This window comes from Lacinutrix mariniflava, from assembly GCF_001418015.1.
Classification (GTDB): Bacteria; Bacteroidota; Bacteroidia; order Flavobacteriales; family Flavobacteriaceae; genus Lacinutrix; species Lacinutrix mariniflava.
Map to the genome: position 1 here is coordinate 64,385 of NZ_LIQG01000032.1, position 23,749 is coordinate 88,133.

Below are 23,749 nucleotides of genomic sequence, written 5' to 3' on the forward strand. Positions count from 1 at the left end.
TGTTTTTTTTTTACTTAAAGTTTAACTGCCAATAGAGCTATTATTAATACTGAAATAATAAAACAAACAGCAATACCTACAGAGAAGAAAACAGACACCACGATAGCTAATAACGCTATCCATAATGGTGCAAGCGTAATAGCAATGGCAAACCTAAAAGTACCTGTAAACTCTATCTCTTTAATTTTTGGTTGCGCAACATATTTCCAAATAAAATAAGGAACAATACAAACAGTTTTTAAAAACAGTATAAAAAACAACTTTAGGAAACCAAAGCTTTTTTTCTTTTTAGGTTGGCAAGATTTAAAATTTGATGCTACACACTTATTAACCTCTTCTGGCTCTAGAAAATCAACATTTAAACGCTCTAAATTTAAAAGCACCTTATTATAATTCTCCGTTTCAATATGGGTTGTTAAGCTTGTTAATTCCTTATAGACATCTTCCTTTAACATTTTTACAGCTTCGTTTTCAGTACTAAAATTATATTTTGAAACTGGAATAGGTTCCCCAAACCAAATTAATGCTTCATCGGCAAATGAAGTCGCATTTAGATAGTTAAAACCTACAGGAACTAATAGTAGTTTAGTACTTGGGTTTTCATTTAAGACACCTAAAACAATTCTTGTAAAACCTTTACTTAAGGGTCTAACCGTACGCTTTAAATTATGACTTCCTTCTGGAAAAATAGTAACCGCATCGTTAGCGTTTAATAACGATACACATTGTTTAAAAATAGCGTTATTCTGCTTAATACTCTGCCAACCATCGCGTACACGATATACCGGTATTAGTTGCAATACTTTTAAAATTTTACTGACTAAAGGTTTTTTAAAAACTTGAGCTCGCGTTAAAAAATGAGTGTATCTTCCAGATGTTATTGCTAGCAACAAAGGATCTAATAAAGCATTTTGGTGATTTCCTAGAAATAAAACAGGTGCACTTTTAGGAATATTTAATGGTTTTCTAACTTCAATTTTTTTGAAATAGAAAAACAGGCCAATACTTATATACGTTTTAACACAAAAAAGTAAAAGTGATTGCAAGAAGTCGGTTTTAGTTAGCTTTTAATTAGAATTTCGAGACCAATATAAGGATAAAATTAGACCTGATACAATATGCCAAATTCCCCAAAAAGCCGCAATTATTGCCATACCTCCCAATCCATCAAAAAAAGTAAAAATTAACAGTAATCCTAAACCCGAATTTTGAATACCTGTTTCTATCATTATCGTCTTTTGATCTTTAAGCGATAAGCTGAATAATTTTGAAACGAAAAAGCCTAAGAGTAATGCTATTATATTATGAATTATTCCAATACTAGCCACATGCTTTACATAGTCCATAAATACATCTAAATTTTTATAAAACGCAATACACACTATAGCAATAAAAACAATTATAGATAAAGGCTTTAATAGTTTTGAAAGCTTAATAGCTAAAACTTCGTATTTATTTCTAACCAGCATACCAAGTAATAAAGGCACACCTAATATAAGAGACACTAGTTTTAATAACTCTAAAAAACTAATATTTACAGTTTGTAATAAATTTGCTGTTGGCTGATATAAATTGCCATACAATTCGAAGTTTAATGGTGTTAAAAACACAGCTAAAACAGTAGCAAAAGCAGTTAAACTAATGGATAATGCAGTATTGCCTTTTGCTAAATGTGTCATAAAATTAGAGATATTCCCACCAGGACAAGCTGCGACCATAAACAATCCTAAAGCAATACTTGGTTCCGGTTCTATTACTAAAACAAAAAGAAAAGTTACAAAAGGTAAAAGTATAAATTGAGATAAAACGCCAGCAATTAGTAATTTTGGCTCTTTTAAAAGCAATTTAAAATCTGTTATTGTGATATTTAAAGCTACACCAAACATAACTACTGCCAATGCAATATTTAAAACCCAAAGGCCATTGGCATCAAAGTTTATGGACACGCTATCTAAGTCTTGCATCCTTAAGAAACCGTGCTTCCGTTTTTAACTGGGATTTCCGGATTTAGTAAGATTACATCTTTCCCATCTACTGCTCCAAGAACCAAACACTCACTCATAAATTTACCAATTTGCTTTTTAGGAAAGTTTACTACTGCCAGAATTTGCCTGTTTAGTAAGTCTTCTTTTTTATAAAGCGTTGTTATTTGTGCAGATGTTTTTTTAACGCCCAAATCTCCAAAGTCTATTACTAATTGATATGCTGGATTTCTAGCTTCCGGAAAATCATTAACTTCTGTTATTGTACCTAAACGTATATCTACTTTAGTAAAGTCGTCGAATTGAATGGTTTTGCTCATGAGTTAAAGATAATGAAGTTGAATTGCTCCAACAAACTCAAAAAGTAAAAACATATATTTGTTACTTTATTTATAACAATTAAGTCACAAACTAACATGAAACAATTACAAGGAAAAATAGTTTTAATTACAGGTGGAGCATCTGGAATTGGCAAAATTCTAGCGCGCTTGTTTCTTGAAAGACACGCAACGGTTATTATTTGGGATATTAATGAAGAAAGTCTAACCGAAACCGTTTCAAAGTTCTCTTTAATAGGGAAAATTGTAGGCCAGAAAGTAGATATTTCTAATAGTGAAGAAATTAAAAATACAGCTAAAAAAGTAAGACAAGACTATGGTAATATTGATATTTTAATAAATAACGCAGGAATTATTGTTGGTAAATATTTTCATGAACATAGCACATTAGACATTACTAAAACAATGGATATTAATGCCAATGCACCAATGCTTATTACCCATGAGTTTTTGGAAGGCATGATAACCAAAAACTCTGGACAGATATGTAATATTGCATCTTCTGGCGGATTAATATCTAATCCAAAAATGTCGGTTTACGCAGCAAGTAAATGGGCTTTAATTGGTTGGTCGGACAGTTTAAGATTAGAAATGAAAAAACTAAAAAAAGACATTTACATTACCACCATAATGCCTTACTACATAAATACAGGAATGTTTGACGGTGTAAAATCCAAACTACCAATACTTGAACCTGAAGCCGCGGCACTCACCATTTTAAAGGCTATTGAAAAAAAGAAGAGAATGGTTACTATTCCTGGATATATGTACAGATTAGCAAGAATAGGACAAGCTCTTTTTTCTGTTAATTTTTTCGATTGGTTTGCTGGTAGCTTTTTAGGTATTTATGATACTATGGAAGCATTTATTGGACGTAAAAAACAGTAGTTTACAATAGAATAAATTGAAATTCCTAAAACAGTATTAACTTGACTTTGTCATCAAAAACAACTAACTTCGAAATTACTATAACGTTGAATATAATTCATTGAAACGGAATGATATTCTAGTGACAGTATAGTAATTTTAAAATTTCAATTGAAATAGAAGCAATTCAACAACTACCAATTCTCTCTTTCCATCAACTGCTCTATATGTGTAAAATGATGATTAGAATGCCAAGCATAAATACCTAAGTTTTCGTTTAAAGCTACAACTTCATTACCATCTGGATGAATAAACGTACGTTTTAAGTCTTGAAAAGAAAGACCTTTTACAAAGTGTACCAATTTAGCATGTATTACTTTAATGTGTAATAGTGAGTTTTCAATTGGCTCATTATAATCATGCTGTTGTGCCCAAGCATTTTCATTGTAAGCTTTTATTAGAGGATTATCTTCTGTCATTGCCCATTTAAAGCGTGTGTAACTATTATGATGACTATCACTAATATGATGTACAACTTGCCGTATTATCCAGCCTTCTGGTCTATATGGTGTGTCCAGTTGTGTAGTGTTTAGATTCTTAACCAAGGCTTCTAAACGGTTTGGAAGTTGCTCTAAAATAGAAATCCATTCTTTAATATGAGTTTCAGTTATTTCCACAGGACAATCGAATTTTCCTATAGGGTATTTTAGAGATTCTAGTTCTTGGTTTGTCATTTGTTAAATATATAGTTATTATTCATGAGGAGATAACCTCGCAAAAAAGCGCATTGTATGTCTATTACTTTTTATTGTAAGCAGCAATAAAACTTTTAGCACGTCTATTTCCTGTATTATACTTTAGGGCTTTTTTATAATTCTCTAAAGCTTGTAGACTATCTCCACTTTTTGCATAAGCTTCGGCTAAGCTATCGTAAACATTATCACTTGTTGGATGTAATGCTGAATTTAATTTAAAAACCGCAATAGCATCTGTATAATCTTCATCATTAAGAAACTGATAACCAAGCCTATTAAAATCATATTGATTTAAAAAAGCACTTGTAGAATCTTCTTTTTGGATGGCTAAATAACCTTCTAATGCCTTATCATATTCTTTGTTTTTTAAATAAGTACTTGGTACTTGAACAGAGTCTGGTAATTTTTTATAGTTATAAGTTGTTTCTGCTTTTTCTTCTTCAGAAATTTGAGAAATATAAAACACTTCGGTTTCAGGATGCTTCAAAAATTGAATCTTCTTATTCATTTCTTTAATAAAATAGGTGTTTTCATCTAAATACATAGGCTCTATTTTATCTGCTCCTCTCCATTTTAAAAACATCTCGTTGTTTTTAAAATAAACCTCTATCACTTCATTTGCATTAAACAAATAGCGTCCAGTGGTATTTTTAACAAATTCTGGAGAGTACTCAGCAGACTTACCGCAGGCAAATATTATTGTAAATAGTATGGTGTAAATAAAGAATTTGGCTTTCATGGTTAGTTGTTTTGGTTAATAGACTCTACTTTAAAATATTAAATATGGCGCATAAAAAAACGCCTCATATATATGAGACGTTTTAGAATTATATTTGTTACTAAATAATGTTACTTATTTAACATTCATTAACTCTACATCGAAAATTAAAGTTGCATCTGGTGGTATTGCTCCTCCTGCTCCTCTAGATCCATATCCTAAATCGCTTGGTATAACAAAACGTGCTTTATCTCCTACTTTTAGTAAGCTAACACCTTCGTCCCAACCTGCTATAACCTGTCCCATTCCAAGAGCAAAATCAATTGGTTCGTTACGTTTGTAAGAAGAATCGAAAACAGTTCCATCTGTTAAACTCCCTTTATAATGTACAGAAACTGTTTTACCTTTTTCTGCTTGAGCTCCAGTTCCTTTTTGAATAATTTGGTAACGTAAACCACTTTCTGTTTGTTCGAAACCTTCCGAATACTTATTTAATTCTGCTGCTTTTGCTTCTCTTTCTGCTGCTACTCTTTTTTCACGAGAACCTTCAAAAGTTCTAAATGCTTCAATAGCATTAAACTTTTCTGCTGCTTCACCAACTCTTACTATTTCCATCGTTTCAATAGAATCTCCTTGGGCGATAGCATCAACTATATCTTGTCCTTCTATTACATTACCAAACACAGTGTGGTTACCATCTAACCAATCTGTAGCGATGTGTGTTATAAAAAACTGACTTCCGTTAGTTCCAGGTCCTGAATTTGCCATAGACAATATTCCAGGTCCACTATGTTTTAAATCTGGATGAAACTCATCGTCAAATTTATAACCTGGATTTCCTGTTCCTGCTCCTTGTGGACAACCACCTTGAACCATAAAATCTGCAATTACTCTATGAAATTTTAAACCATCGTAATAAGGAGTTCCTTGAGGCTTAGCCGTGTTCTCCATGTTCCCTTCTGCTAAAGCAACAAAATTACCTACTGTTCCAGGAGTTTTTTCAAATTCTAGATTTACTAAAATAGTACCTTTATTCGTGTTAAATTTTGCGTATAAACCGTCTTGCATTGTCTTGTTTTTTAATGAGCTGCAAAGATAGGAAATGATTTGAGATTTACGAATGATGAATAACGATTTTTGATTCTAGGTGTTACACAGAGACTCGTGGAGGTTGCGCTGAGATATACTAAAGTATTACTTTAATGCTTTTTTTTGACACGGATTTCACAGATTTACACTGATTCTGTGGTGTGTGATTATTACCAATTACAAAAGTTATTGCGCTTAGACGTGCAGCCTTATCGAAAAGATGTACTGCGATGATTACTCTTATTTGATTATTAGAAACACTAATACTAGTAGTTTCTTTCACATACTGAAGGAAGATTGTTTTACTTTATTGAAATAAGAAGGCTTAACGAAAAAGACGAAGCTCTTATATTAAATGCATATAAATTTTAGTAGCTTTGAATTCAATTTAAAATTATAATATGGGTGTTTTTGGAAAGTTATTTGGTACAAAACAAAATGATAATACAATAGAAAACGAAAAATATATTGAAACTATAATTGAATCTAGTGATGATGAGCCTTTAGGCATTTCTAGCAGTAACGTAATGTATGCTGGATATAACGAACTTGGTGGTTATTATTATTTACAAACGTTTATTATTGGACGTTTAAAAATAAAAACAAAAGACGGTGCAAAACTATTAATTGAAGGTAATGATTATACTTTAGAATTAAATTCTGATATGCCGGAATTAGAGTCTGATGCTACAAGTCCTCTAAAAGGTTATGCTACAAAAATTGATTTTGAAATTGAAAAGTCTGCTGTTGAAAAATTAAAAAAATCTACAATGAAGCAGGTTACGCTTTGCATAAAAAAACAGAAGATTGTTTTTAATATTCACAAAACAGATATTTAAATATGAAAAAAAACCTTCTATTAATTTTAATTATTTTTACGCAACAATTATTTGCTAATAATTGTTTAGATCTGGATGAGAAAGAATTTTTAACCGACCTTATTGCTCAAAACCCAAGTAGATTAATTGAATTAGGATGGTCTTTCGATAATGATATAAAGCAATGGAAAGGTATTAAATTTAAAAACTGCTCAATTATAGAGATTGATCTTACCGATATTTATATTAACAACATACCCAACTCTATAATTTATGCTAAAAATTTAAAAGTATTAAAAGTAAAGATTGGAAGGAAGATTTCTAGAAATCTATTTAATCTTCAGTACTTAGAAACACTTCATATTAACGATTTTTACAGCATAGAAGATATTTTTCCTTTTTTCGAGCGGTTACAAAGTCTTAAAGAGTTAAAACTTAATACTCACTTATCTCAATTTCCCAACGCTATTTTTAAATTAAAGAATTTAGAGTATTTAGATTTAGCTCATAATAATATTAAGGACATGCCAGAAGATATTACGCGCCTTAAAAACCTTAAACATTTAGATATATCTGATAATGAATATTTAAAAGGCAGATTAGACGATTTTTATGAATTTGAAGACTTAAATTATTTGAATATTGAAAACACTAAGCTATCAGGAAATCTTATCACTAATTCTGAAAACTTAAATTACCTAAATGCTTCAAATGTAAACTTAAATTATAGCACAGTTAATATCTCTAAATCTAGTAACCTCGAAATAATTAAACTTAAAGACTCTAAACTAAAAGAGTTAGTTGGTCTTAAAAACCAGAGCGCTTTAAAGGTTATAGATTTTACAAACAACTTATTTAATACTAATGAGAGCTTTACATTCAAGAATTGCAAAACATTAGACTCTGTCAATCTTAGTAAAAATAGTTTAATAGCTATTCCCGAATTTGGCAATTACCCTAACTATGTCAACCTTTCCTCTAATCCAATATTCGATTTAACAACTGAAGATTTTAAAAAACTATCTGGTGTAAAATCTGTAGATTTATCTTTTTTAGTAATGGAGCGTGTTTCAAAAGATATTATCTATTTAAAAAATTGTGAAGTTTTAAGTTTAGAAAGCAATAAGTTAGAAACATTACCTGAAGAAATTGCGAAGTTAAAGACGCTTTTAAACTTGAATTTAAACAATAACAATTTAAAAGCATTACCTAAAGTTATTAATCAATTACAGTCACTTTCTATTCTAAATGTACAAGGAAATAACCTTTCAGAATTTTTAATGGAGTCTTCAAATTTAAAAGAACTTAATTTAATTGAAAATAATTTTTCTAAAATACCAGAAACTATATATGGTAATACCAACTTAGAAGTATTTTACATCAATAATTTTGAACTGAATAAAGTGCCTCAAGAATTTTTAAATTTTAAAAATCTTAGAGCACTATATTTACCATTTGAAGGCTATACAGATCCCGTACTTTGCGCTCTTGAAAAAAGAAACGTAAATATTGAGCAAATGTATATTGAATGCAAAAACTAATTAAAATGAAACTTAAAGCTTTAATATTTGCCTTTTTTATATGCTATTTCGGCAATGCCCAAACTGAAATAACTCTAAAAAGAAATCCATACTCAGATCAAAATCATAAACTTACACTTTTAAGAGAAGGTTCTCAAGAAGCTAATGGTGATTACTACGATATAAAGTCGAAAAAAAGGATTGAACATTATAAAAGTGTTAAGATTTCTATAGTAGATTTTAAATCTTTAATAATTGATAAAAATTCTTTAACAATTAAATTAGATGCAGACGGCATATTAGCACTCGACAAGATATCTAGCGATTATATAGACGGTACTTTAGCGTTTGTTTTTAATGATACTATATACCAAACTAAAAAAATAAAAGAGCCTATATATAATGGCCTTTTTAAGATTGAAAATATTAGTAAGAAGCAACAAAATAATATTGTTAATTATTACAAGAGCTTGCCTTCTTACGATTTGCAAAAAGAATTATATAGCGCTATAAGTTCTGGGAAATTAAAAAAAATTGATTCTCTCTTAGACAAAGGTGCCCAACTCGTTGATGGTGGTTACAAAGTAGGACCCAATAATTTTAAACATGTAATTTATGACGTGTTTAAAAATAAAAATTCGGAATATGAAAAATATCCAAATACAGTTGCTCTTCTTTTAAAGAGAGGTTTTGTGCCCAATCCAAAAAACATTTATCAAGCAATTGCTTTTGAAGATGAAGCTTACGTAAAAAAATTCTTCTTGAAAGAGAAAAACATAGCAAACAGACAAAAGCTGTTGAGAAAATATGTTCGTGAAATACTAGAAAAAGGTTCGTTAGATTTATTACTGCTCGTAGAGGATTTAGGTTTAAACCTAGAGCAGGTAAAATTTGGAAAACACAACCTATTACGTAAAGCTATTTTAGTAGGAAATGATGAAATGATAGGCTACTTATTAACTAAAGATATACCGTTTGAAAAAGCTAGTTTGATGACGTATGCTACGATGTATAATAAAATTGAAACCCTAGACGTAATCCTACAAAGTGGCGTTGATATTAATTCGTTATATACTGATAAATCTAACATTGCTCAAGGCATTATAGAAATAGAGTTTAGCGACGATTATTTTATGGGAAATATTTCTTTAAAAAAGATTCCCTTACTTATAGAACGACATTTAAATGTAAATAATACAGACAATAAAAATGAAACTGTTTTACACGCTATTTCCTATAATCTAAAACATTATTTAACGTTTAGGTCTGGAGTTTATGCTATTTACGACCCAAGTAAAATAGCTAAAGAAATTATAACACTGGTGTCTTTATTAAAATCTAAAGGTATTGATACAAGCATTAAAGACAACAAAGGTTTTACTGCTTACGATTATGCTTTAAAAGATGCTGAGATATATAAAATTGAACCAGAAGAATTAAAAGAGCTTTTAGCTGCTTTTAAATAAGCAATCTACTTTCCTGGTATTAACTTTATAGTTTTATTAACTGTAATAGTATTTTCTGCTTCAAAAACAGTAATATATTCTATTGGCTTTTCAAAATAATAAACTTCACTATCATTTTTAACATCACCAAAAACACCATCATAAAGAAAATTATCTCTTTTAAAATAGTTTTCTTTTAAATAAGGTATTCTATCTTTTATATCTGAAGAAAAAGTATTCAACTCAATTTTACTTATTGGCACTATTTGGCCATCAGCATCGTAAAAAATTTTATTATATAATTGCGCTTTTGTTTCTATTGTATTCGTTTTCCAAGCAATAATACCTTCTTTATCTTCTTTCTGTATTTTCCTCTTTTTTACAGATCCATAACCCGAGTTTAACTCAACCTCAATTTCTATATAGTCTATAGAAAAATCACAAAGTTGACTATGAATAGGAAAAACTATAGGCTCACGAAAGTCGAAAAGCACTAATTTGTTATTTATAAAATTTCGAGAATAAACAATGTTATTATTATGATACGCTATAATTTTATTTATGGATAAAAAAACCGGCTTTTTAGAAGAAGAAATATCAACATCTATACCTAAGCAATTTCTATACGCATCAAGACTAAATGGATTAAGAGATTTTAAATAAATTTGGGCGTCTGTTTTAGATTTGAAATTTTCTTTAATCACTCTTAAGTTTAAGGTGTCTATATTTGGTTCTAATATTGTTAACGGCATATTTAATTCAAAACTACTTTTCTCAAAGTCCGCATTCAATCTATTATTAAGATATTTAGATAAATTAGGTTTCGGACTCCCTTTAATCTGCTGGCTTACAAACTGTTTTACAGAATTATTTTCGTAAACCATTCGCATACTTAAAGGCATACCGTCATCCATAGTGACTGCTAATACAACGTCTAAAAAGTTTTTCTCTTTATCAACAATTTCTCTTTGCCTATTTCTAATTGGTGTATAAAACTCAGTGTATAATCTAAATATTGCCTTATTATTTTCAATTGCTATTAGTTTACCTTCGAGCTTAGGTGCTAAATTAAATAACGCTGATTTTTTTGTATCAATTATAAACTCTTCATTTAGAACAAAGGTTCTATTATTAAAAAAATTTACGGTATTAACATTTAAATTATTAATATACTCCTTAATAATGGCCATTCTGCGCTCACTTATATAAGGAGACTTAATAAAAAAATCGGTTTCATTTTTAATAAAATTCCCATTCTTATCTAAATGAGAAATAATATCTTTTCGAGATAACAACTTTTTAAGGTAATGTAATCTATAAGATTTAGCAGAATCGACCTCTTGATTTAAAGAAAACGTAAGTTTATTTTTATTTATAAACTCCGCTTCTTTAAATTCTTGATGTACTTTAAAACCATTATCTGTAGGATAAAATGTAAGTTCTGAGGTTGCTTCAGATTTCATTTTATCAAAATCGTTGTCTATATAAAACTGCGTTTCATAAACATATTTTTGATTAATTTTTGGCTGAAATTTAATTTCAATTTCTTCTTGACTAAAAGCAGAGAAAGAAAAGAAAGTAATAAAAAAAGTATAAACGTATACTAGTTTCGACATGTTAAAAATCAATAATAATTTATAAAATCTAATTAGCGACCTCACTAATAAATTTAATACGGTACAAGCGTAATTCCTCATCATCATAATCACCATCAAACTCATCTATCGCTACATCTATTTTATCGGTTTCAGATTCCATAAAATAATCATGAAGTTCTTCTTGCTGATCTTCATCTAACAAATCGTCAAGCCAATAATTAATATTAAGTTTCGTTCCAGAAAAAACAATAGCTTCCATTTCTTTAATAAAATCCGTCATTTGCATTCCTTTTGCCGAAGAAATATCTGTAAGTGGTAATTTTCTATCCACATTCTGGATAATATATAATTTTAATCCAGAATTTGTACCAGTAGATTTAACGATAAAATCGTCTGGTCTCATGATATCGTTTTCTTTAACGTACTTATCTATAAAAGCAACAAAATCTTTACCATATTTTTTAGCTTTCCCTTCTCCAACACCATGAACATTAGAAAGTTCTGCTACAGTAATCGGGTATTTTAAAGCCATATCCTCCAAAGAAGGATCTTGAAATATAACAAAAGGAGGAACACCAAGTTTTTTAGCATTCGTTTTTCTTAAATCTTTTAGCATTTTCATTAGCGCCACATCCACTACTGCTCCAGCTCCTTTTTCTGCTGTAATAATATGGTCGTCATGTGAGCTATCGAACGTATGATCTTCAGTCATCATAAACGAAACAGGTTTTTTAATATAAGCCTTACCTAAATCTGTTAATTTAACAACTCCATAAGTTTCAATATCCTTTTTAAGATAACCTGCAACTAAAGCTTGACGTAACAATGCCATCCAATACTTATTATTTCTATGACTTCCTCTTCCAAAAAATGGTTGGTTATCCGTTTTATGCGAGCTTATCATTGCATTAGAAACACCTGTAATAACGCATACCAAATCTTTAGATTTATATTTTTCGTTTGTAGATTGCACCACTTCTAAAAGTATAGCTGCATCCTCTTGTGCCTCATTTTGCTTTTTTGGATGACGCATATTATCATCCATATCACCACCACCTCCGGTTTCGTTGTCAAATTCTTCTCCAAAATAATGAAGAATAAATTTTCTTCTAGAAATAGATGTTTCGCAATACGCTACAACTTCTTGTAATAAAGCGTGACCAATTTCTTGTTCGGCTACTGGCTTTCCAGACATAAACTTTTCAAGTTTTTCTATGTCCTTATATGCATAATAAGCTAAACAATGTCCTTCGCCTCCATCTCGTCCTGCACGTCCTGTTTCTTGATAATAGCTTTCTATACTTTTTGGAATATCATGATGAATCACAAAACGCACATCTGGTTTATCTATTCCCATTCCAAATGCAATGGTAGCCACAATAACATCTACATCTTCCATTAAGAACATATCTTGATGTTTCGCTCTTGTTTTTGCATCTAATCCCGCATGATAAGGCAGTGCTTTAATACCATTAACCTGTAAAACTTGTGCTAATTCTGTAACACGTTTTCTACTTAAACAGTAAACAATTCCTGTTTTACCTTCGTTTTGTTTTACAAAACGAATAATATCTGCATCGACATTTTTAGTCTTCGGGCGAATTTCGTAATACAGATTAGGTCTATTAAATGACGCTTTAAAAGTTGTAGCGTCAGGCATTCCTAAATTCTTAAGTATATCTTCTTGAACTTTTGGAGTTGCAGTAGCTGTAAGACCTATAATTGGAATATTATCTCCAATACGCTGAATTATAGTACGCAAATTTCTATACTCCGGCCTAAAGTCATGTCCCCATTCACTAATACAATGGGCTTCATCAACAGCCATGAAAGAAATTTTTACAGTACGTAAAAACTCTACATTTTCTTCTTTTGTTAACGATTCTGGTGCTACATAGAGCAACTTTGTAATTCCGTTTGTAATATCTTCTTTTACTTGTTTTATTTCCGTTTTATTTAAAGACGAATTTAAAACATGAGCAACACCATGATCATCTGAAATACCACGAATGGCATCCACTTGATTTTTCATTAATGCAATTAAAGGAGAAACCACAATAGCTGTTCCTTCTTGCATAAGAGCAGGAAGTTGATAGCATAAGGATTTTCCGCCTCCAGTTGGCATAATAACGAATGTGTTATTTTGAGATAGAATACTTTCGATAACGGTTTCTTGTAATCCTTTGAATTCACTAAAACCGAAATACTTTTTTAGGGCAGCACGTATTTGACTTTTCACTTTACATTTTAAGCTATTAATTATTTACACAAATGTTTTAGGTAAAACAACTTCTAAAATCGACACTAATAGTACGAAGAATTAAAGCTTTACTTTTAATTTTTCGCTAAATTTGTCGAGATTATCAACAATCACGAAATCGAAGTTATTTTACGCAACTTTTTAAAGATAACAAAATCTTTTCAATTGCTACCTAATCTTAAAATGATAAATTTTGAAAACTAAGGATTCTATACTAAAAATCGCTAAAGAAACCATAGCATTGGAAAGTGCTTCTATTAGCAATTTAGCCACTTTAATTGACGAGGACTTCGCTGATGCTGTGCAACTTATATACAAATCTAAGGGTAGAGTTATTATCACAGGAATTGGCAAAAGTGCTATAATTGCAACAAAAATTGTAGCTACAATGAATTCTACAGGAACACCTGCTGTTTTTATGCATGCTGCAGACGCAATTCATGGAGATTTAGGCTTAATTCTCGAAGATGATGTTGTTATTTGCATTTCTAAAAGTGGTAATACTCCTGAAATTAAGGTACTTGTGCCCTTAATAAAAAATGCAAAAAATAAAATGATTGCCATTACTGGTAATAAAGACTCTTTTTTAGGAACTCAAGCAGATTATGTATTAAATGCATATGTAGCGAAAGAGGCCTGCCCAAATAATTTAGCACCAACAACAAGTACAACTGCTCAATTAGTAATTGGAGATGCTTTAGCTGTTTGCTTATTAGAAATTAGAGGTTTCTCTAGTAAAGATTTTGCAAAATATCATCCAGGAGGTGCATTAGGGAAAAAATTATATTTACGTGTACACGATTTATCATCGGTAAATAACAAACCACAAGTACAAATAGATACAGATGTAAAGAAAGTGATTATAGAAATCTCAGAAAGCATGCTTGGTGTTACTGCTGTAGTTGATAATAACAAGATTATTGGTATTATTACAGATGGAGATTTAAGACGTATGCTTACTAAGGTTGATAATTTTTCAGGCTTAACTGCTAAAGATATTATGAGTAGCAATCCTAAAACCATAAATGAAGATGCAATGGCTGTAGATGCTATGGAACTTATGGAAACAAATGGTATTTCTCAATTATTAGTAGAAAACAATGGCGATTATGCGGGTGTTGTACATATTCATAACTTAATAAAAGAAGGTATTCTTTAATGGCAAAAACAGATGTAAACAGCATGTCGTTTTTAGATCACCTTGAGGATTTAAGATGGCATTTAATTAGAATTTTTATAGCCATCGTACTTTGCGGTATTGTGGCCTTCATTTTTGGCACCTTTATAATGGACAACATTATAATGTGGCCAAAAAAAATGACGTTTCCAACCTACCAATGGTTATGTAGTATGTCTACTTTTTTTGGTATTGAAGACACTACATTTTGCCAAGCAGAATTCCCTTTTATTATTCAGAATAGAACGATGGCAGGACAGTTTTCGGCACATATATGGACGTCTTTTTATGCCGGGTTTATTGTTGCATTTCCATATATAATTTATCAGCTTTGGCATTTTATAAGTCCTGGAATGAAAACAAATGAGCGTAAAACCTCTAAAGGCTTCATTATTATTTCGTCACTTCTATTCTTTATTGGCGTACTATTTGGTTATTTTATTATTATCCCACTATCTATTAATTTCCTAGCTAATTACATAGTAAGTACAGAGATTTTAAATGAAATAGATATTAGTTCATACATTTCCTTAATTAGATCTTCTTCTTTAGCCGCAGGTTTTGTATTCGAGCTTCCTATTATTATATACTTTTTAACCAAAGTTGGTTTAGTAACACCCGAAATATTAAAAAAATACAGAAAATTTGCACTTGTAATTGTGCTTATTCTTTCTGCAATTATAACACCTCCCGATATTGCTAGTCAGATTATTGTAGCAATACCAATATTGATATTATACCAAGCTAGTATTTTTATATCTAGAATGGTAGTAAAAAAACAGAATAAGAAAAATAAAAAAGATGTCAGAGTCAGTTAAAGAATTTAATGATTATCGTACTAAAATGAACGATAAAATATTATCAGGAAATAATAAAGTAATAAAACGTATCTTTAATTTAGATACTAATGCATTTGCTGAAGGTGCTTTAGATGTTCCCACAAAAGAACTTTTAGGCCTAGTTGCCTCTACAGTTTTACGTTGTGACGATTGTATAAAATACCATTTAGAATCTTGCTACAAAGCTGGATTATCTAAAGAAAAAGTAGAAGAAACACTTAGTATAGCAACCTTAGTAGGTGGAACAATTGTTATTCCTCACCTAAGAAAAGCTTATGAATACTGGGATGAATTAGAATCTCAAAGTTAACTGTATTTGGAATATTAGTTTTTTTTAATGAACTTTACCTTAATACAACTCTATTATGGACACACTTAAAAGCATAAAAAACAGGTTGATAGATCAGATTTTAACAACCAAAAATGAAGCATTATTAAAGGCTATTGATTCTATTTTTACTTCAACTCAAACGGAAGAAAAAATATTAACACTTAGCTCTGAACAAATAGAAATGCTTTTAATGAGTGAAAAAGACATTAAACAAAATAACATAGTAGCAGAATCTGATTTAGACACATTACTTTCTGATTACTTATAATGAATATTGTTTGGACAGATACAGCAGTAAAACAATTAAAAAGCATTTTTAGTTACTGGAATAATAGAAATAAGAGTAGAAACTACTCTCAAAAATTATATATCGCTATACAAGAACGCGTGCAAGTTCTTAAAATCAATCCTAAAATTGGTGTTTATACAAATTTTAAAAACACTCAAGCATTATCTTTAAAACACTATAGTATTATATATAAAATTGAAGATAACACTATATTTATAACAGCTTTCTGGGACAACAGACAGAATCCAAAAAAGCTGTTAAAGTTTTTAAAATCAGAATAAAAAATACGTTATTGAGCATATGAAATTAAAAGCCGAACATTTAATGAAGTCCTACAGCGGACGAAAAGTTGTAAAAGACGTTTCTCTAGAAGTAAATACTGGAGAAATTGTTGGATTACTAGGACCTAATGGTGCAGGAAAAACAACGTCTTTTTACATGATTGTTGGCTTAATTAAACCTAATGGTGGTAATATTTTTTTAGAAGGCACAAACATTACTAAATACCCAATGTACAAGCGTGCTCAAAATGGTATTGGCTACTTGGCACAAGAAGCTTCGGTTTTTAGAAAACTAAGTATTGAAGATAACATTTTAAGTGTTTTACAATTAACAAAACTGAGTAAGAAAGAGCAATTACATAAAATGGAATCGCTTATAGACGAGTTTAGTTTGGGACATATTAGAAAAAGTCGTGGCGATTTATTATCTGGTGGTGAACGTAGAAGAACAGAGATTGCTCGTGCCTTAGCAACCGATCCTAATTTTATTTTATTAGATGAACCTTTTGCTGGGGTCGATCCTGTCGCAGTAGAAGACATTCAGCGTATTATTGCGCGTTTAGCTAAAAAAGACATTGGTATTCTTATTACCGATCACAACGTACAAGAAACTTTAGCTATTACAGATAGAACCTATTTAATGTTTGAAGGTGGTATTCTAAAAGCTGGTGAACCAGAAGAACTTGCCGCAGACGAAATGGTGCGTAAAGTATATTTAGGACAGAATTTTGAACTGCGAAAAACTAAGATTGATTTTTAACAGCCTAAGGTCGTCAAGCACATTTGGCATTTTCTCACTCTTAATTAAATGCTATATGACTTAATTATAAAATGCTAATCCCTCTTATTTTTATATTCCAATATTTCACAATTCTCTTTCCATAACTCCAATGACTTTAGTAGGATTATTCGGCTTTTTTAGAGTATCAGAGGTAAACGTATCAAAACTAAATGGATAATCGTAATATCTTAATTCTACAAAATTCTCAGAATTAAAATGAATTATGTACTCTATTCTTCGGTTAAATCGAACTTTCCAATCTATTTTTAGAATACCATTCTCACAATTGCATTCTCCGTGATCTGCAACTACTCCATTTGGATTATAATATTTAATTGAATCTTCATTTATTGTATACCATCTACTAGACATTCCTCCTCCAAAAACACCTTCATCCATCAAATTCTTATGTAATCTTGATTTGATTTTTAACTTGCCAATAATTTTATTACAAGCTTCATTGGAAGGGTAAAACGATGCAGAGTCTATACCGTTATTATCTCTCCATTCTGAAAATTGTTCATTGTTTGATTGCTTAACATTTCCGCAATTAAAAAATAAAAACATAATAGAGATACTTAAAAACATGATTATTTTCATTTCTACTTGTTTTTAAATTCACTTTCAACTTCTGTTTCAATTTCAAATTCCTAACCTCTTCGTCTTTCCAATAGAACCATCATCATTAAACTAAGCATAATACGATCGTCGTCATCATTATCTATTGGTTTAACTAGTTCTACTTTAAACTCTTTTCCAAAGAAAGAAGGCTCTTTTTTTAACTGTACAATAACCTCACCTCTTAAGTTTGTTACGTTATAGGTAGGATGAAACAAATAACCTGTAAAGAAACCTAAAACAGGAATTTCGCCTAAAATAGAGTCTAATACTTTTACCCAAGGATTTTTTTCTTTTATATGGTATTGTAATTTCTCATGCTGATCTATAATTTCGTAATTGGCTTTCCAAATTGAAGCCCAACCTTTTCTAGCCACTTTACCAATTATTGAACCATCTGCATCCTTTAATGCATAGGCTGCAGAAAAATCTAACCATTGGTTCGCCGCAATAGTATAAGCAACCTCTTTTTTACTACTATCTGAATATATAGTAATTGCTTCTTTAAGCTTAAACATTTTCTGTTTTACGTAAGCAACTGTACTTCCTCCCGCATCTTTTGCTGTGAAATCGTTAGACAACGTACCTATATTGAAACTAAAATGTATTGGAAATTTTAAATCTTTCATATTATAAATTATGTTTAGCTTATTATTTTTTTGAAACCGTATTCTCCTTTAAAAGTTTCTTTTGATAACGTCCTTGCACTACATCAACAATAACAAGAATAGCAATTACAAAATAAAATGTTGTTTTACTCATAGGTACAATTTCGTTTCCAAAGAAATATAAATGAGCCAAATGCCCTCCTTCGGTAATCAACATAATGCCAACTATAAATAAAATGAATAAACCCAAGACTTCGTACATTCTATTTTTAGATAAAAAACTAGAAATCTTATCTGCCATAAATAGCATTAATAATCCACTTGCAACAATAGCAATGGCCATAACTATAAAAGCTACTGTAGAATCTTCAATCTCTCTTGTTAAACCAATGGCTGCCAAAATTGAATCGAAAGAAAATACCAAATTCATAATCACAATACTCGTAATTGCTGCTTTTGCGGTTTTTGTACCACGCTCTGCATCTTCCACTTCATGGCTGTTTTCTTGAAGCGAAATCATGTGCCAGATTTCTTTTATAGCAGTATAAACAATGAAAGCTCCACCAACAAGTACAATAATACTGTGACCGTTAAATGAAAACTTTACAATATCTTCTATTTCTCCTGTTAGCCAAGAAAAAGGTTCTTGAAAGAAGACGATAACTTTTACTAACACAAATAATAATATTATCCTTAGAACAATAGCGATTAAAATTCCTTTTTTACGCACACTTTTTTGTTCGGATAGTGGTGCTTTTTTAGACTCTAAAGAAATGTATAATAAGTTATCGAAACCTAAAACAGCTTGTAAAGCCACTAGCATAATAAGTGTAAAAATAATTTGACCCATTAGTTTTTGTTATTTTGAATTAAAGAAAGTAAAATGTATAATAATATGATTACTGGTATTGCAGCAAAATGAAGCACAATTAACAATACCAAACTTAGTATAATAAAAACATAGCGCATTGCATTATTTTTAAAACTATAGTCTTTAAATTTTAAAGCGAATAGTTTTATACCCGAATTAAGTAAGTAACAACTTAAAAGTGCAATCCCTATTAAAAACCATTTATTTAGTATAATAGCATTAATAGCATCGTTATGTTGAAACTCCATAATTAATGGTAACGACATAATAAGCAATGTGTTTGCTGGTGTTGGTAAACCTTTAAAATAAGTTTGCTGGTCTTCGTCTAAATTAAATGTTGCTAATCTATAAGCTGATGCTAAAGTAACAAACAAGCCAATAACAGGAATAAAAGACATTGAAAAACCAGACCAATGTAAAGACCACTCGTTCGATGCTGCCATTGGAGGAGCATCCACTGCGATTGCTATAAGTTTGTATAATATAATTCCTGGTACTAAACCACTAGTAACCATGTCTGCCAAAGAATCTAATTGCAAACCTAGTTCACTTTGCACATTTAACTTACGAGCCAACAGCCCATCGAAAAAATCGAAAAATATACCTAGAAACACAAATAATGCCGATGTAACAAAAAGGTTGTTAACTGCAAATATTACAGCTATACTTCCACATAACAGATTAAGAAGTGTTATAAAGTTTGGAATGAATTTTTTAATTTGCATTGGTTAGTTTTTGGTAAAAATAGTAAAGAATTTTAATTAAAAATAACACTATACAATATAGTATTAAATTTGAAGTTTAATATATAGAAAAAATATACCATCTTTGTAAAAAAATTGACCTTGAAACTACAATTAACACTTGCGCTAACCATAGTGTCGTTCTCACTTTTCGCTCAAACTAAATATTCTAACGAATTTATGAATATTGGTGTAGATGCTGCTGCTCTAGGAATGAGTAATGCTGTGTCTGCGACTACTAGCGATGTTAATGCCGGTTATTGGAATCCTGCTGGGTTAGTTAACGTTAAGGATAACGAATTAGCACTTATGCACTCTAGCTATTTTGCAAATATTGCTAACTACGATTATGCCGCTTTTGCAATGCCTCTAGATGATAGGAGCACTATTGGATTCTCGTTAATTCGTTTTGCAGTAGATGATATTTTAGATACCACACAATTAATAGACGATCAAGGAAATGTAAATTACGATCGTATTAGTTTATTCTCAACTGCAGATTATGGTTTTACTTTTTCTTATGCTAGAAAATTGCCTATTCAAGGTTTAAATTATGGTATAAATGCCAAAGTTATACGTCGTATTATTGGTGATTTTGCTAATTCTTGGGGATTTGGATTCGATGCAGGAATACAATTTGAAAGTCAAAACAATTGGAAGTTTGGTTTAATGGCTCGAGACATAACAACAACTTTTAATTCGTGGAGTTACGATGAAGAAGCGTTTGCACGAGTACAAGGCGCTGTAGAAGGTCAAAATCAAGAATTACCAGAATCTTCTGAAATTACTATACCTAAATTACAAATTGGTATTGCTAAAAGTTATGTTTTTCACTATGATTATAGTTTAAAAGCTGAATTTGATTTGAATGTCCGTTTCGAGCAGAATAACGATGTTATTTCAACATCTTTTGCAAGTGTAAATCCTGCTTTAGGTTTTGAGTTTGGCTATATTGATATGATATACTTAAGAACTGGAGTTGGTAATTTTCAAAATGAATTACAAATTGATAATTCTGAAAGCTTAAGTTTCCAACCTAGTTTTGGTCTTGGTTTTAAATACAGAGGTATCCATGTAGATTATGCCTTTACAGATATTGGAGACCAAAGTGCTGCATTGTACTCTAATGTATTTTCTTTAAAATTAGATTTTAGTGCTTTTAGATAAAAAAGCATTTTATATATGAAACAATTTTTACTTACTTCACTACTACTCTCTTTTTTTACATCGTTTTCTCAAGTACCTCAACTTACAGAAAATACAGAAATTAGTATTATCACTATTGGACCAGGAAACAATTTAAACGATAGTTTTGGCCATAATGGTTTTAGAGTAAAAAACGAATATCTTGATGTTGTTTACGACTATGGAAGATACCCTTTTAATGACCCAGATTTTTATCTCAATTTTGCTCAAGGTAAATTAAAATATTTGATGGGAGCTGCTAATACCAGAGATATAGTCGGCTTATACAAACAACAAAACAGGACTATAAAAGAACAAGTACTTAATTTAAACCAAGATCAAAAAGAAGTGCTTTTAAATTATCTTGGCAATAATTACAAACCAGAAAACAGACCATATCTCTATGACTTTTTCTACGATAATTGTGCAACAAAAATGCGTGACGTTTCTGAAACTGTTTTAAATGGAGATATTGAATATAAAACATCTAAAATTTATAAAAAAGAAACGTTTAGAGACCTTATTCAGAATAAATTATATTGGAATTCTTGGGGAAGTTTTGGTATTGACATTGCCTTAGGTTCTGTTATCGACAAAACAGCAAACCCAAGAGAGTATATGTTTTTACCCGAAAACATCTTTATCTTTTTTGAAGAAGCTTATTTTAAAAGTTCCAATAAACCTGTTATAAAAGAATCTAAAATACTTTACACACAAGAAGGTGATTTTGAAAAAGGTAGTTTTTTTACGAGTCCCATTTTTATACTATCAATTGTAAGTTTAGGTATTCTATTTGTCACTTTTAAAGATAATAAAAGCGATAAACGTACTAAATGGTTAGACGCTGTATTGTTTACATTAACCGGTGCCATTGGTTTACTATTACTGTTACTTTGGTTTGCTACAGATCATTCTGCTACTGCATACAATTACAATTTACTTTGGGCTTGCCCAATTAGTTTAATTGCATTATTTCAAGTATTAAAAAAGGCTCCTAAACGTTGGTTTATTAGTTATTTAAAGTTTCTTGTGATTTTGTTATGCTTAATGACGCTTCATTGGTTTATTGGAGTACAAGTCTATGCTTACGGACTTATCCCTCTACTTATTGCATTAGCTGTAAGGTATGTGTATTTAATTCGCTTTTTTGGACGTGTAGATTTAGAAAGATAGAAGATAGAAGATAGAAATTCTAGTGTCAACTTAAGCTATTATTTTTACTTTAAACCTTTTAACCATTCTACTGACCTCTAAAGAAAATAACCGTACTAAAGGTCTTTACAATAATATTAAAATCCATCAAAAAACTACGGTGTTTTATGTAGAACAAATCGTATTCTAACTTTACAAGACTATCGTCAATACTAGATCCATAACGTGCCTTTACTTGAGCCCAACCTGTTAAGCCTGGTTTTACAATATGCCTAGTATGATAGAATGGTATAACTTGAGATAACTCGTTTACAAACATAGGTCGTTCTGGCCTTGGACCAATAATACTCATATCTCCTTTAATTATATTAATTAGTTGTGGTAGTTCATCTAAACGTGTCGTTCTTAAAAAGCGTCCAAAAGCAGTGACTCTAGCATCATTTTTCTGTGCCCAAACTGCTCCTCCAGCTTCAGCATTAGTAACCATACTTCTAAATTTAAAAATTTTAAAAGGCTTTCCATTTTTCCCAACGCGTACTTGAGAATATAATAATGGGCCTCTATTTCCAATAATATTTCCTATTACTATAAATGGCAATACTAAGAGAGAGCACATTATTCCAAAGACCGATAATAAGAGATCAAAAGTACGTCTATAAGCTAGATATAGCTTATTCTTATTGTTTCGGCTAAACGGAAAATACTTATAAAAATCTTTCCCAATAAACTGTACAGGTACTCTGTAAGACATCTCTTCATAGACCTGTGTATATTCTCTAATTGGGTAACCTCGTTCTAAAAGTGTAATTAAATCTACATACAATAAGGATGAAATAGTTTCAGAACTATAACTAGCCATAACAACTTCCGAAATATTTTCGTCTACAATAATTTGATGAATTTTATTTGCCTCGTATTCTGTTATCCCTTTAAATATTATAGGCTCTTCTTTCTCTTCTTCACAATTAATAAATCCGATAACTTGATAATTTGGATCAGCTTTCTTTAAAGATAGCACTATGGCTTCAATACTCGATACTTCACCAACTAACAATGCTCTTTTATAAAAGCGAGGAGAAGCAATAAAGGTAATATAAGCAAGTCTCCAAATAAATAGCGGTAATAATATTGCCAAATAGAAGTATAGAATTTGAATACGCTTTTCGGGTAATATAGGTGTGTAATACGGTGTTAAAAGGTATACTAACACTGTAATAGAAGTTGTAAGTATTATTGCACTTGTAACGGTCTCTATTTTACTAGATTTTTTTAAATCGTAGAGTTCGAAAACTGTTCCAAATCCCATAATATAAATAGCTAGAACAACTAACCATCTCCAATGTGTCTCATCTATTTTAATGTAATCGAATCCTGAAAAATAACTAAAACCATATAAGGATAGACCAATAGATAAAACATCGAAGAGTCTTAATAAGACTTTTCTTTCAGACATTTCAAAATGAATACTAGACTGTTTAGTCATG

General features: G+C 30.5%; 25 protein-coding genes. 12 read left to right on the plus strand and 13 right to left on the minus strand.

The window, feature by feature from the left end:
* Window positions 1–14 precede the first annotated feature (14 nt).
* From ASC44_RS16290 to ASC44_RS16300, 3 genes are read right to left on the minus strand one after another with little or no spacing between them, the layout of a single operon-like run.
* Window positions 15–1,046 carry a 1-acyl-sn-glycerol-3-phosphate acyltransferase gene (locus ASC44_RS16290; RefSeq protein ID WP_241491446.1) on the minus strand — a complete coding sequence of 344 codons (1,032 nt, stop codon included), beginning with the start codon at window positions 1,044–1,046 and terminating at the stop codon, window positions 15–17.
* Between the two features lie 21 nt (window positions 1,047–1,067).
* Window positions 1,068–1,964, minus strand: a complete 897-nt coding sequence (locus ASC44_RS16295) for a bile acid:sodium symporter family protein (RefSeq protein ID WP_055448681.1) — start codon at window positions 1,962–1,964, stop codon at window positions 1,068–1,070.
* A 2-nt stretch (window positions 1,965–1,966) separates the two neighbouring features.
* Complete coding sequence (locus ASC44_RS16300) at window positions 1,967–2,302, minus strand: tRNA-binding protein (RefSeq protein ID WP_055448682.1); 336 nt, start codon at window positions 2,300–2,302, stop codon at window positions 1,967–1,969.
* A gap of 96 nt (window positions 2,303–2,398) precedes the next feature.
* On the opposite strand from ASC44_RS16300, the gene ASC44_RS16305 reads away from it, so the two are divergent.
* Window positions 2,399–3,208, plus strand: coding sequence for an SDR family oxidoreductase (locus ASC44_RS16305; RefSeq protein WP_055448683.1), 810 nt, complete (start codon window positions 2,399–2,401; stop codon window positions 3,206–3,208).
* A gap of 173 nt (window positions 3,209–3,381) precedes the next feature.
* Here ASC44_RS16305 and ASC44_RS16310 read toward each other — a convergent pair whose 3' ends face one another.
* From ASC44_RS16310 to ASC44_RS16320, 3 genes are all read right to left on the minus strand, one after another.
* Window positions 3,382–3,921: a YfiT family bacillithiol transferase gene (locus ASC44_RS16310; protein ID WP_055448684.1), complete on the minus strand. Its 540-nt coding sequence runs from the start codon at window positions 3,919–3,921 to the stop codon at window positions 3,382–3,384.
* 64 nt (window positions 3,922–3,985) lie between these two features.
* Window positions 3,986–4,681 (minus strand): tetratricopeptide repeat protein, encoded by a 696-nt coding sequence (locus ASC44_RS16315; RefSeq protein ID WP_055448685.1) that lies wholly within the window; start codon window positions 4,679–4,681, stop codon window positions 3,986–3,988.
* 114 nt (window positions 4,682–4,795) lie between these two features.
* Complete coding sequence (locus ASC44_RS16320; protein ID WP_055448686.1) at window positions 4,796–5,728, minus strand: peptidylprolyl isomerase; 933 nt, start codon at window positions 5,726–5,728, stop codon at window positions 4,796–4,798.
* 422 nt (window positions 5,729–6,150) lie between these two features.
* Between ASC44_RS16320 and ASC44_RS16325 the strand changes: the two genes are divergently transcribed.
* The 3 genes from ASC44_RS16325 to ASC44_RS16335 are packed head-to-tail and all read left to right on the plus strand — an operon-like array spanning window position 6,151 to window position 9,553.
* Window positions 6,151–6,588 carry a hypothetical protein gene (locus tag ASC44_RS16325; RefSeq protein ID WP_055448687.1) on the plus strand — a complete coding sequence of 146 codons (438 nt, stop codon included), beginning with the start codon at window positions 6,151–6,153 and terminating at the stop codon, window positions 6,586–6,588.
* A gap of 2 nt (window positions 6,589–6,590) precedes the next feature.
* Complete coding sequence (locus tag ASC44_RS16330; RefSeq protein WP_055448688.1) at window positions 6,591–8,108, plus strand: leucine-rich repeat domain-containing protein; 1,518 nt, start codon at window positions 6,591–6,593, stop codon at window positions 8,106–8,108.
* Between the two features lie 5 nt (window positions 8,109–8,113).
* Window positions 8,114–9,553 (plus strand): hypothetical protein, encoded by a 1,440-nt coding sequence (locus ASC44_RS16335; protein ID WP_152973359.1) that lies wholly within the window; start codon window positions 8,114–8,116, stop codon window positions 9,551–9,553.
* A gap of 5 nt (window positions 9,554–9,558) precedes the next feature.
* Here ASC44_RS16335 and ASC44_RS16340 read toward each other — a convergent pair whose 3' ends face one another.
* Entirely contained in the window at window positions 9,559–11,148 is a 1,590-nt protein-coding gene (locus ASC44_RS16340) for a hypothetical protein (RefSeq protein ID WP_055448690.1), read from the minus strand.
* Between the two features lie 28 nt (window positions 11,149–11,176).
* Window positions 11,177–13,369 carry a RecQ family ATP-dependent DNA helicase gene (locus tag ASC44_RS16345; protein ID WP_055448691.1) on the minus strand — a complete coding sequence of 731 codons (2,193 nt, stop codon included), beginning with the start codon at window positions 13,367–13,369 and terminating at the stop codon, window positions 11,177–11,179.
* Between the two features lie 214 nt (window positions 13,370–13,583).
* Between ASC44_RS16345 and ASC44_RS16350 the strand changes: the two genes are divergently transcribed.
* Genes ASC44_RS16350 through lptB form a run of 6 tightly spaced genes read left to right on the plus strand, consistent with a single transcriptional unit; the run spans window position 13,584 to window position 17,067 of the window.
* Window positions 13,584–14,549: a KpsF/GutQ family sugar-phosphate isomerase gene (locus tag ASC44_RS16350; protein WP_055448692.1), complete on the plus strand. Its 966-nt coding sequence runs from the start codon at window positions 13,584–13,586 to the stop codon at window positions 14,547–14,549.
* Complete coding sequence (gene tatC, locus ASC44_RS16355; RefSeq protein ID WP_055448693.1) at window positions 14,549–15,385, plus strand: twin-arginine translocase subunit TatC; 837 nt, start codon at window positions 14,549–14,551, stop codon at window positions 15,383–15,385. Before ASC44_RS16350 ends, tatC begins: the two co-directional genes overlap by 1 nt.
* Entirely contained in the window at window positions 15,369–15,716 is a 348-nt protein-coding gene (locus tag ASC44_RS16360; RefSeq protein ID WP_055448694.1) for a carboxymuconolactone decarboxylase family protein, read from the plus strand. Before tatC ends, ASC44_RS16360 begins: the two co-directional genes overlap by 17 nt.
* Window positions 15,717–15,771: 55 nt before the next feature.
* Window positions 15,772–16,005, plus strand: coding sequence for a hypothetical protein (locus ASC44_RS16365; protein ID WP_055448695.1), 234 nt, complete (start codon window positions 15,772–15,774; stop codon window positions 16,003–16,005).
* On the plus strand, window positions 16,005–16,307 hold the full coding sequence (locus ASC44_RS16370; RefSeq protein WP_055448696.1) for a type II toxin-antitoxin system RelE/ParE family toxin: 303 nt from the start codon (window positions 16,005–16,007) through the stop codon (window positions 16,305–16,307). The genes ASC44_RS16365 and ASC44_RS16370 overlap by 1 nt, the downstream gene beginning before the upstream one ends.
* 19 nt (window positions 16,308–16,326) lie before the next feature.
* Window positions 16,327–17,067: an LPS export ABC transporter ATP-binding protein gene (gene lptB / locus ASC44_RS16375; RefSeq protein WP_055448697.1), complete on the plus strand. Its 741-nt coding sequence runs from the start codon at window positions 16,327–16,329 to the stop codon at window positions 17,065–17,067.
* Between the two features lie 105 nt (window positions 17,068–17,172).
* Here lptB and ASC44_RS16380 read toward each other — a convergent pair whose 3' ends face one another.
* The 4 genes from ASC44_RS16380 to ASC44_RS16395 are packed head-to-tail and all read right to left on the minus strand — an operon-like array spanning window position 17,173 to window position 19,910.
* Window positions 17,173–17,688 (minus strand): hypothetical protein, encoded by a 516-nt coding sequence (locus tag ASC44_RS16380; protein WP_152973360.1) that lies wholly within the window; start codon window positions 17,686–17,688, stop codon window positions 17,173–17,175.
* A gap of 50 nt (window positions 17,689–17,738) precedes the next feature.
* Window positions 17,739–18,335 carry an LURP-one-related family protein gene (locus tag ASC44_RS16385; protein ID WP_055448699.1) on the minus strand — a complete coding sequence of 199 codons (597 nt, stop codon included), beginning with the start codon at window positions 18,333–18,335 and terminating at the stop codon, window positions 17,739–17,741.
* Between the two features lie 22 nt (window positions 18,336–18,357).
* Window positions 18,358–19,164 carry a TerC family protein gene (locus ASC44_RS16390; RefSeq protein WP_055448700.1) on the minus strand — a complete coding sequence of 269 codons (807 nt, stop codon included), beginning with the start codon at window positions 19,162–19,164 and terminating at the stop codon, window positions 18,358–18,360.
* The gene (locus ASC44_RS16395; RefSeq protein ID WP_055448701.1) at window positions 19,164–19,910 is read right to left on the minus strand and encodes a CDP-alcohol phosphatidyltransferase family protein; all 747 of its coding nucleotides are present in this window, start codon (window positions 19,908–19,910) and stop codon (window positions 19,164–19,166) included. The genes ASC44_RS16390 and ASC44_RS16395 overlap by 1 nt, the downstream gene beginning before the upstream one ends.
* Before the next feature lie 120 nt (window positions 19,911–20,030).
* On the opposite strand from ASC44_RS16395, the gene ASC44_RS16400 reads away from it, so the two are divergent.
* Window positions 20,031–21,095: a putative type IX sorting system protein PorV2 gene (locus ASC44_RS16400; RefSeq protein WP_055448702.1), complete on the plus strand. Its 1,065-nt coding sequence runs from the start codon at window positions 20,031–20,033 to the stop codon at window positions 21,093–21,095.
* A 15-nt stretch (window positions 21,096–21,110) separates the two neighbouring features.
* Window positions 21,111–22,286 (plus strand): lipoprotein N-acyltransferase Lnb domain-containing protein, encoded by a 1,176-nt coding sequence (locus ASC44_RS16405; RefSeq protein ID WP_055448703.1) that lies wholly within the window; start codon window positions 21,111–21,113, stop codon window positions 22,284–22,286.
* A 67-nt stretch (window positions 22,287–22,353) separates the two neighbouring features.
* Here ASC44_RS16405 and ASC44_RS16410 read toward each other — a convergent pair whose 3' ends face one another.
* Window positions 22,354–23,748 (minus strand): sugar transferase, encoded by a 1,395-nt coding sequence (locus tag ASC44_RS16410; RefSeq protein WP_055448704.1) that lies wholly within the window; start codon window positions 23,746–23,748, stop codon window positions 22,354–22,356.
* Window position 23,749 lies beyond the last annotated feature (1 nt).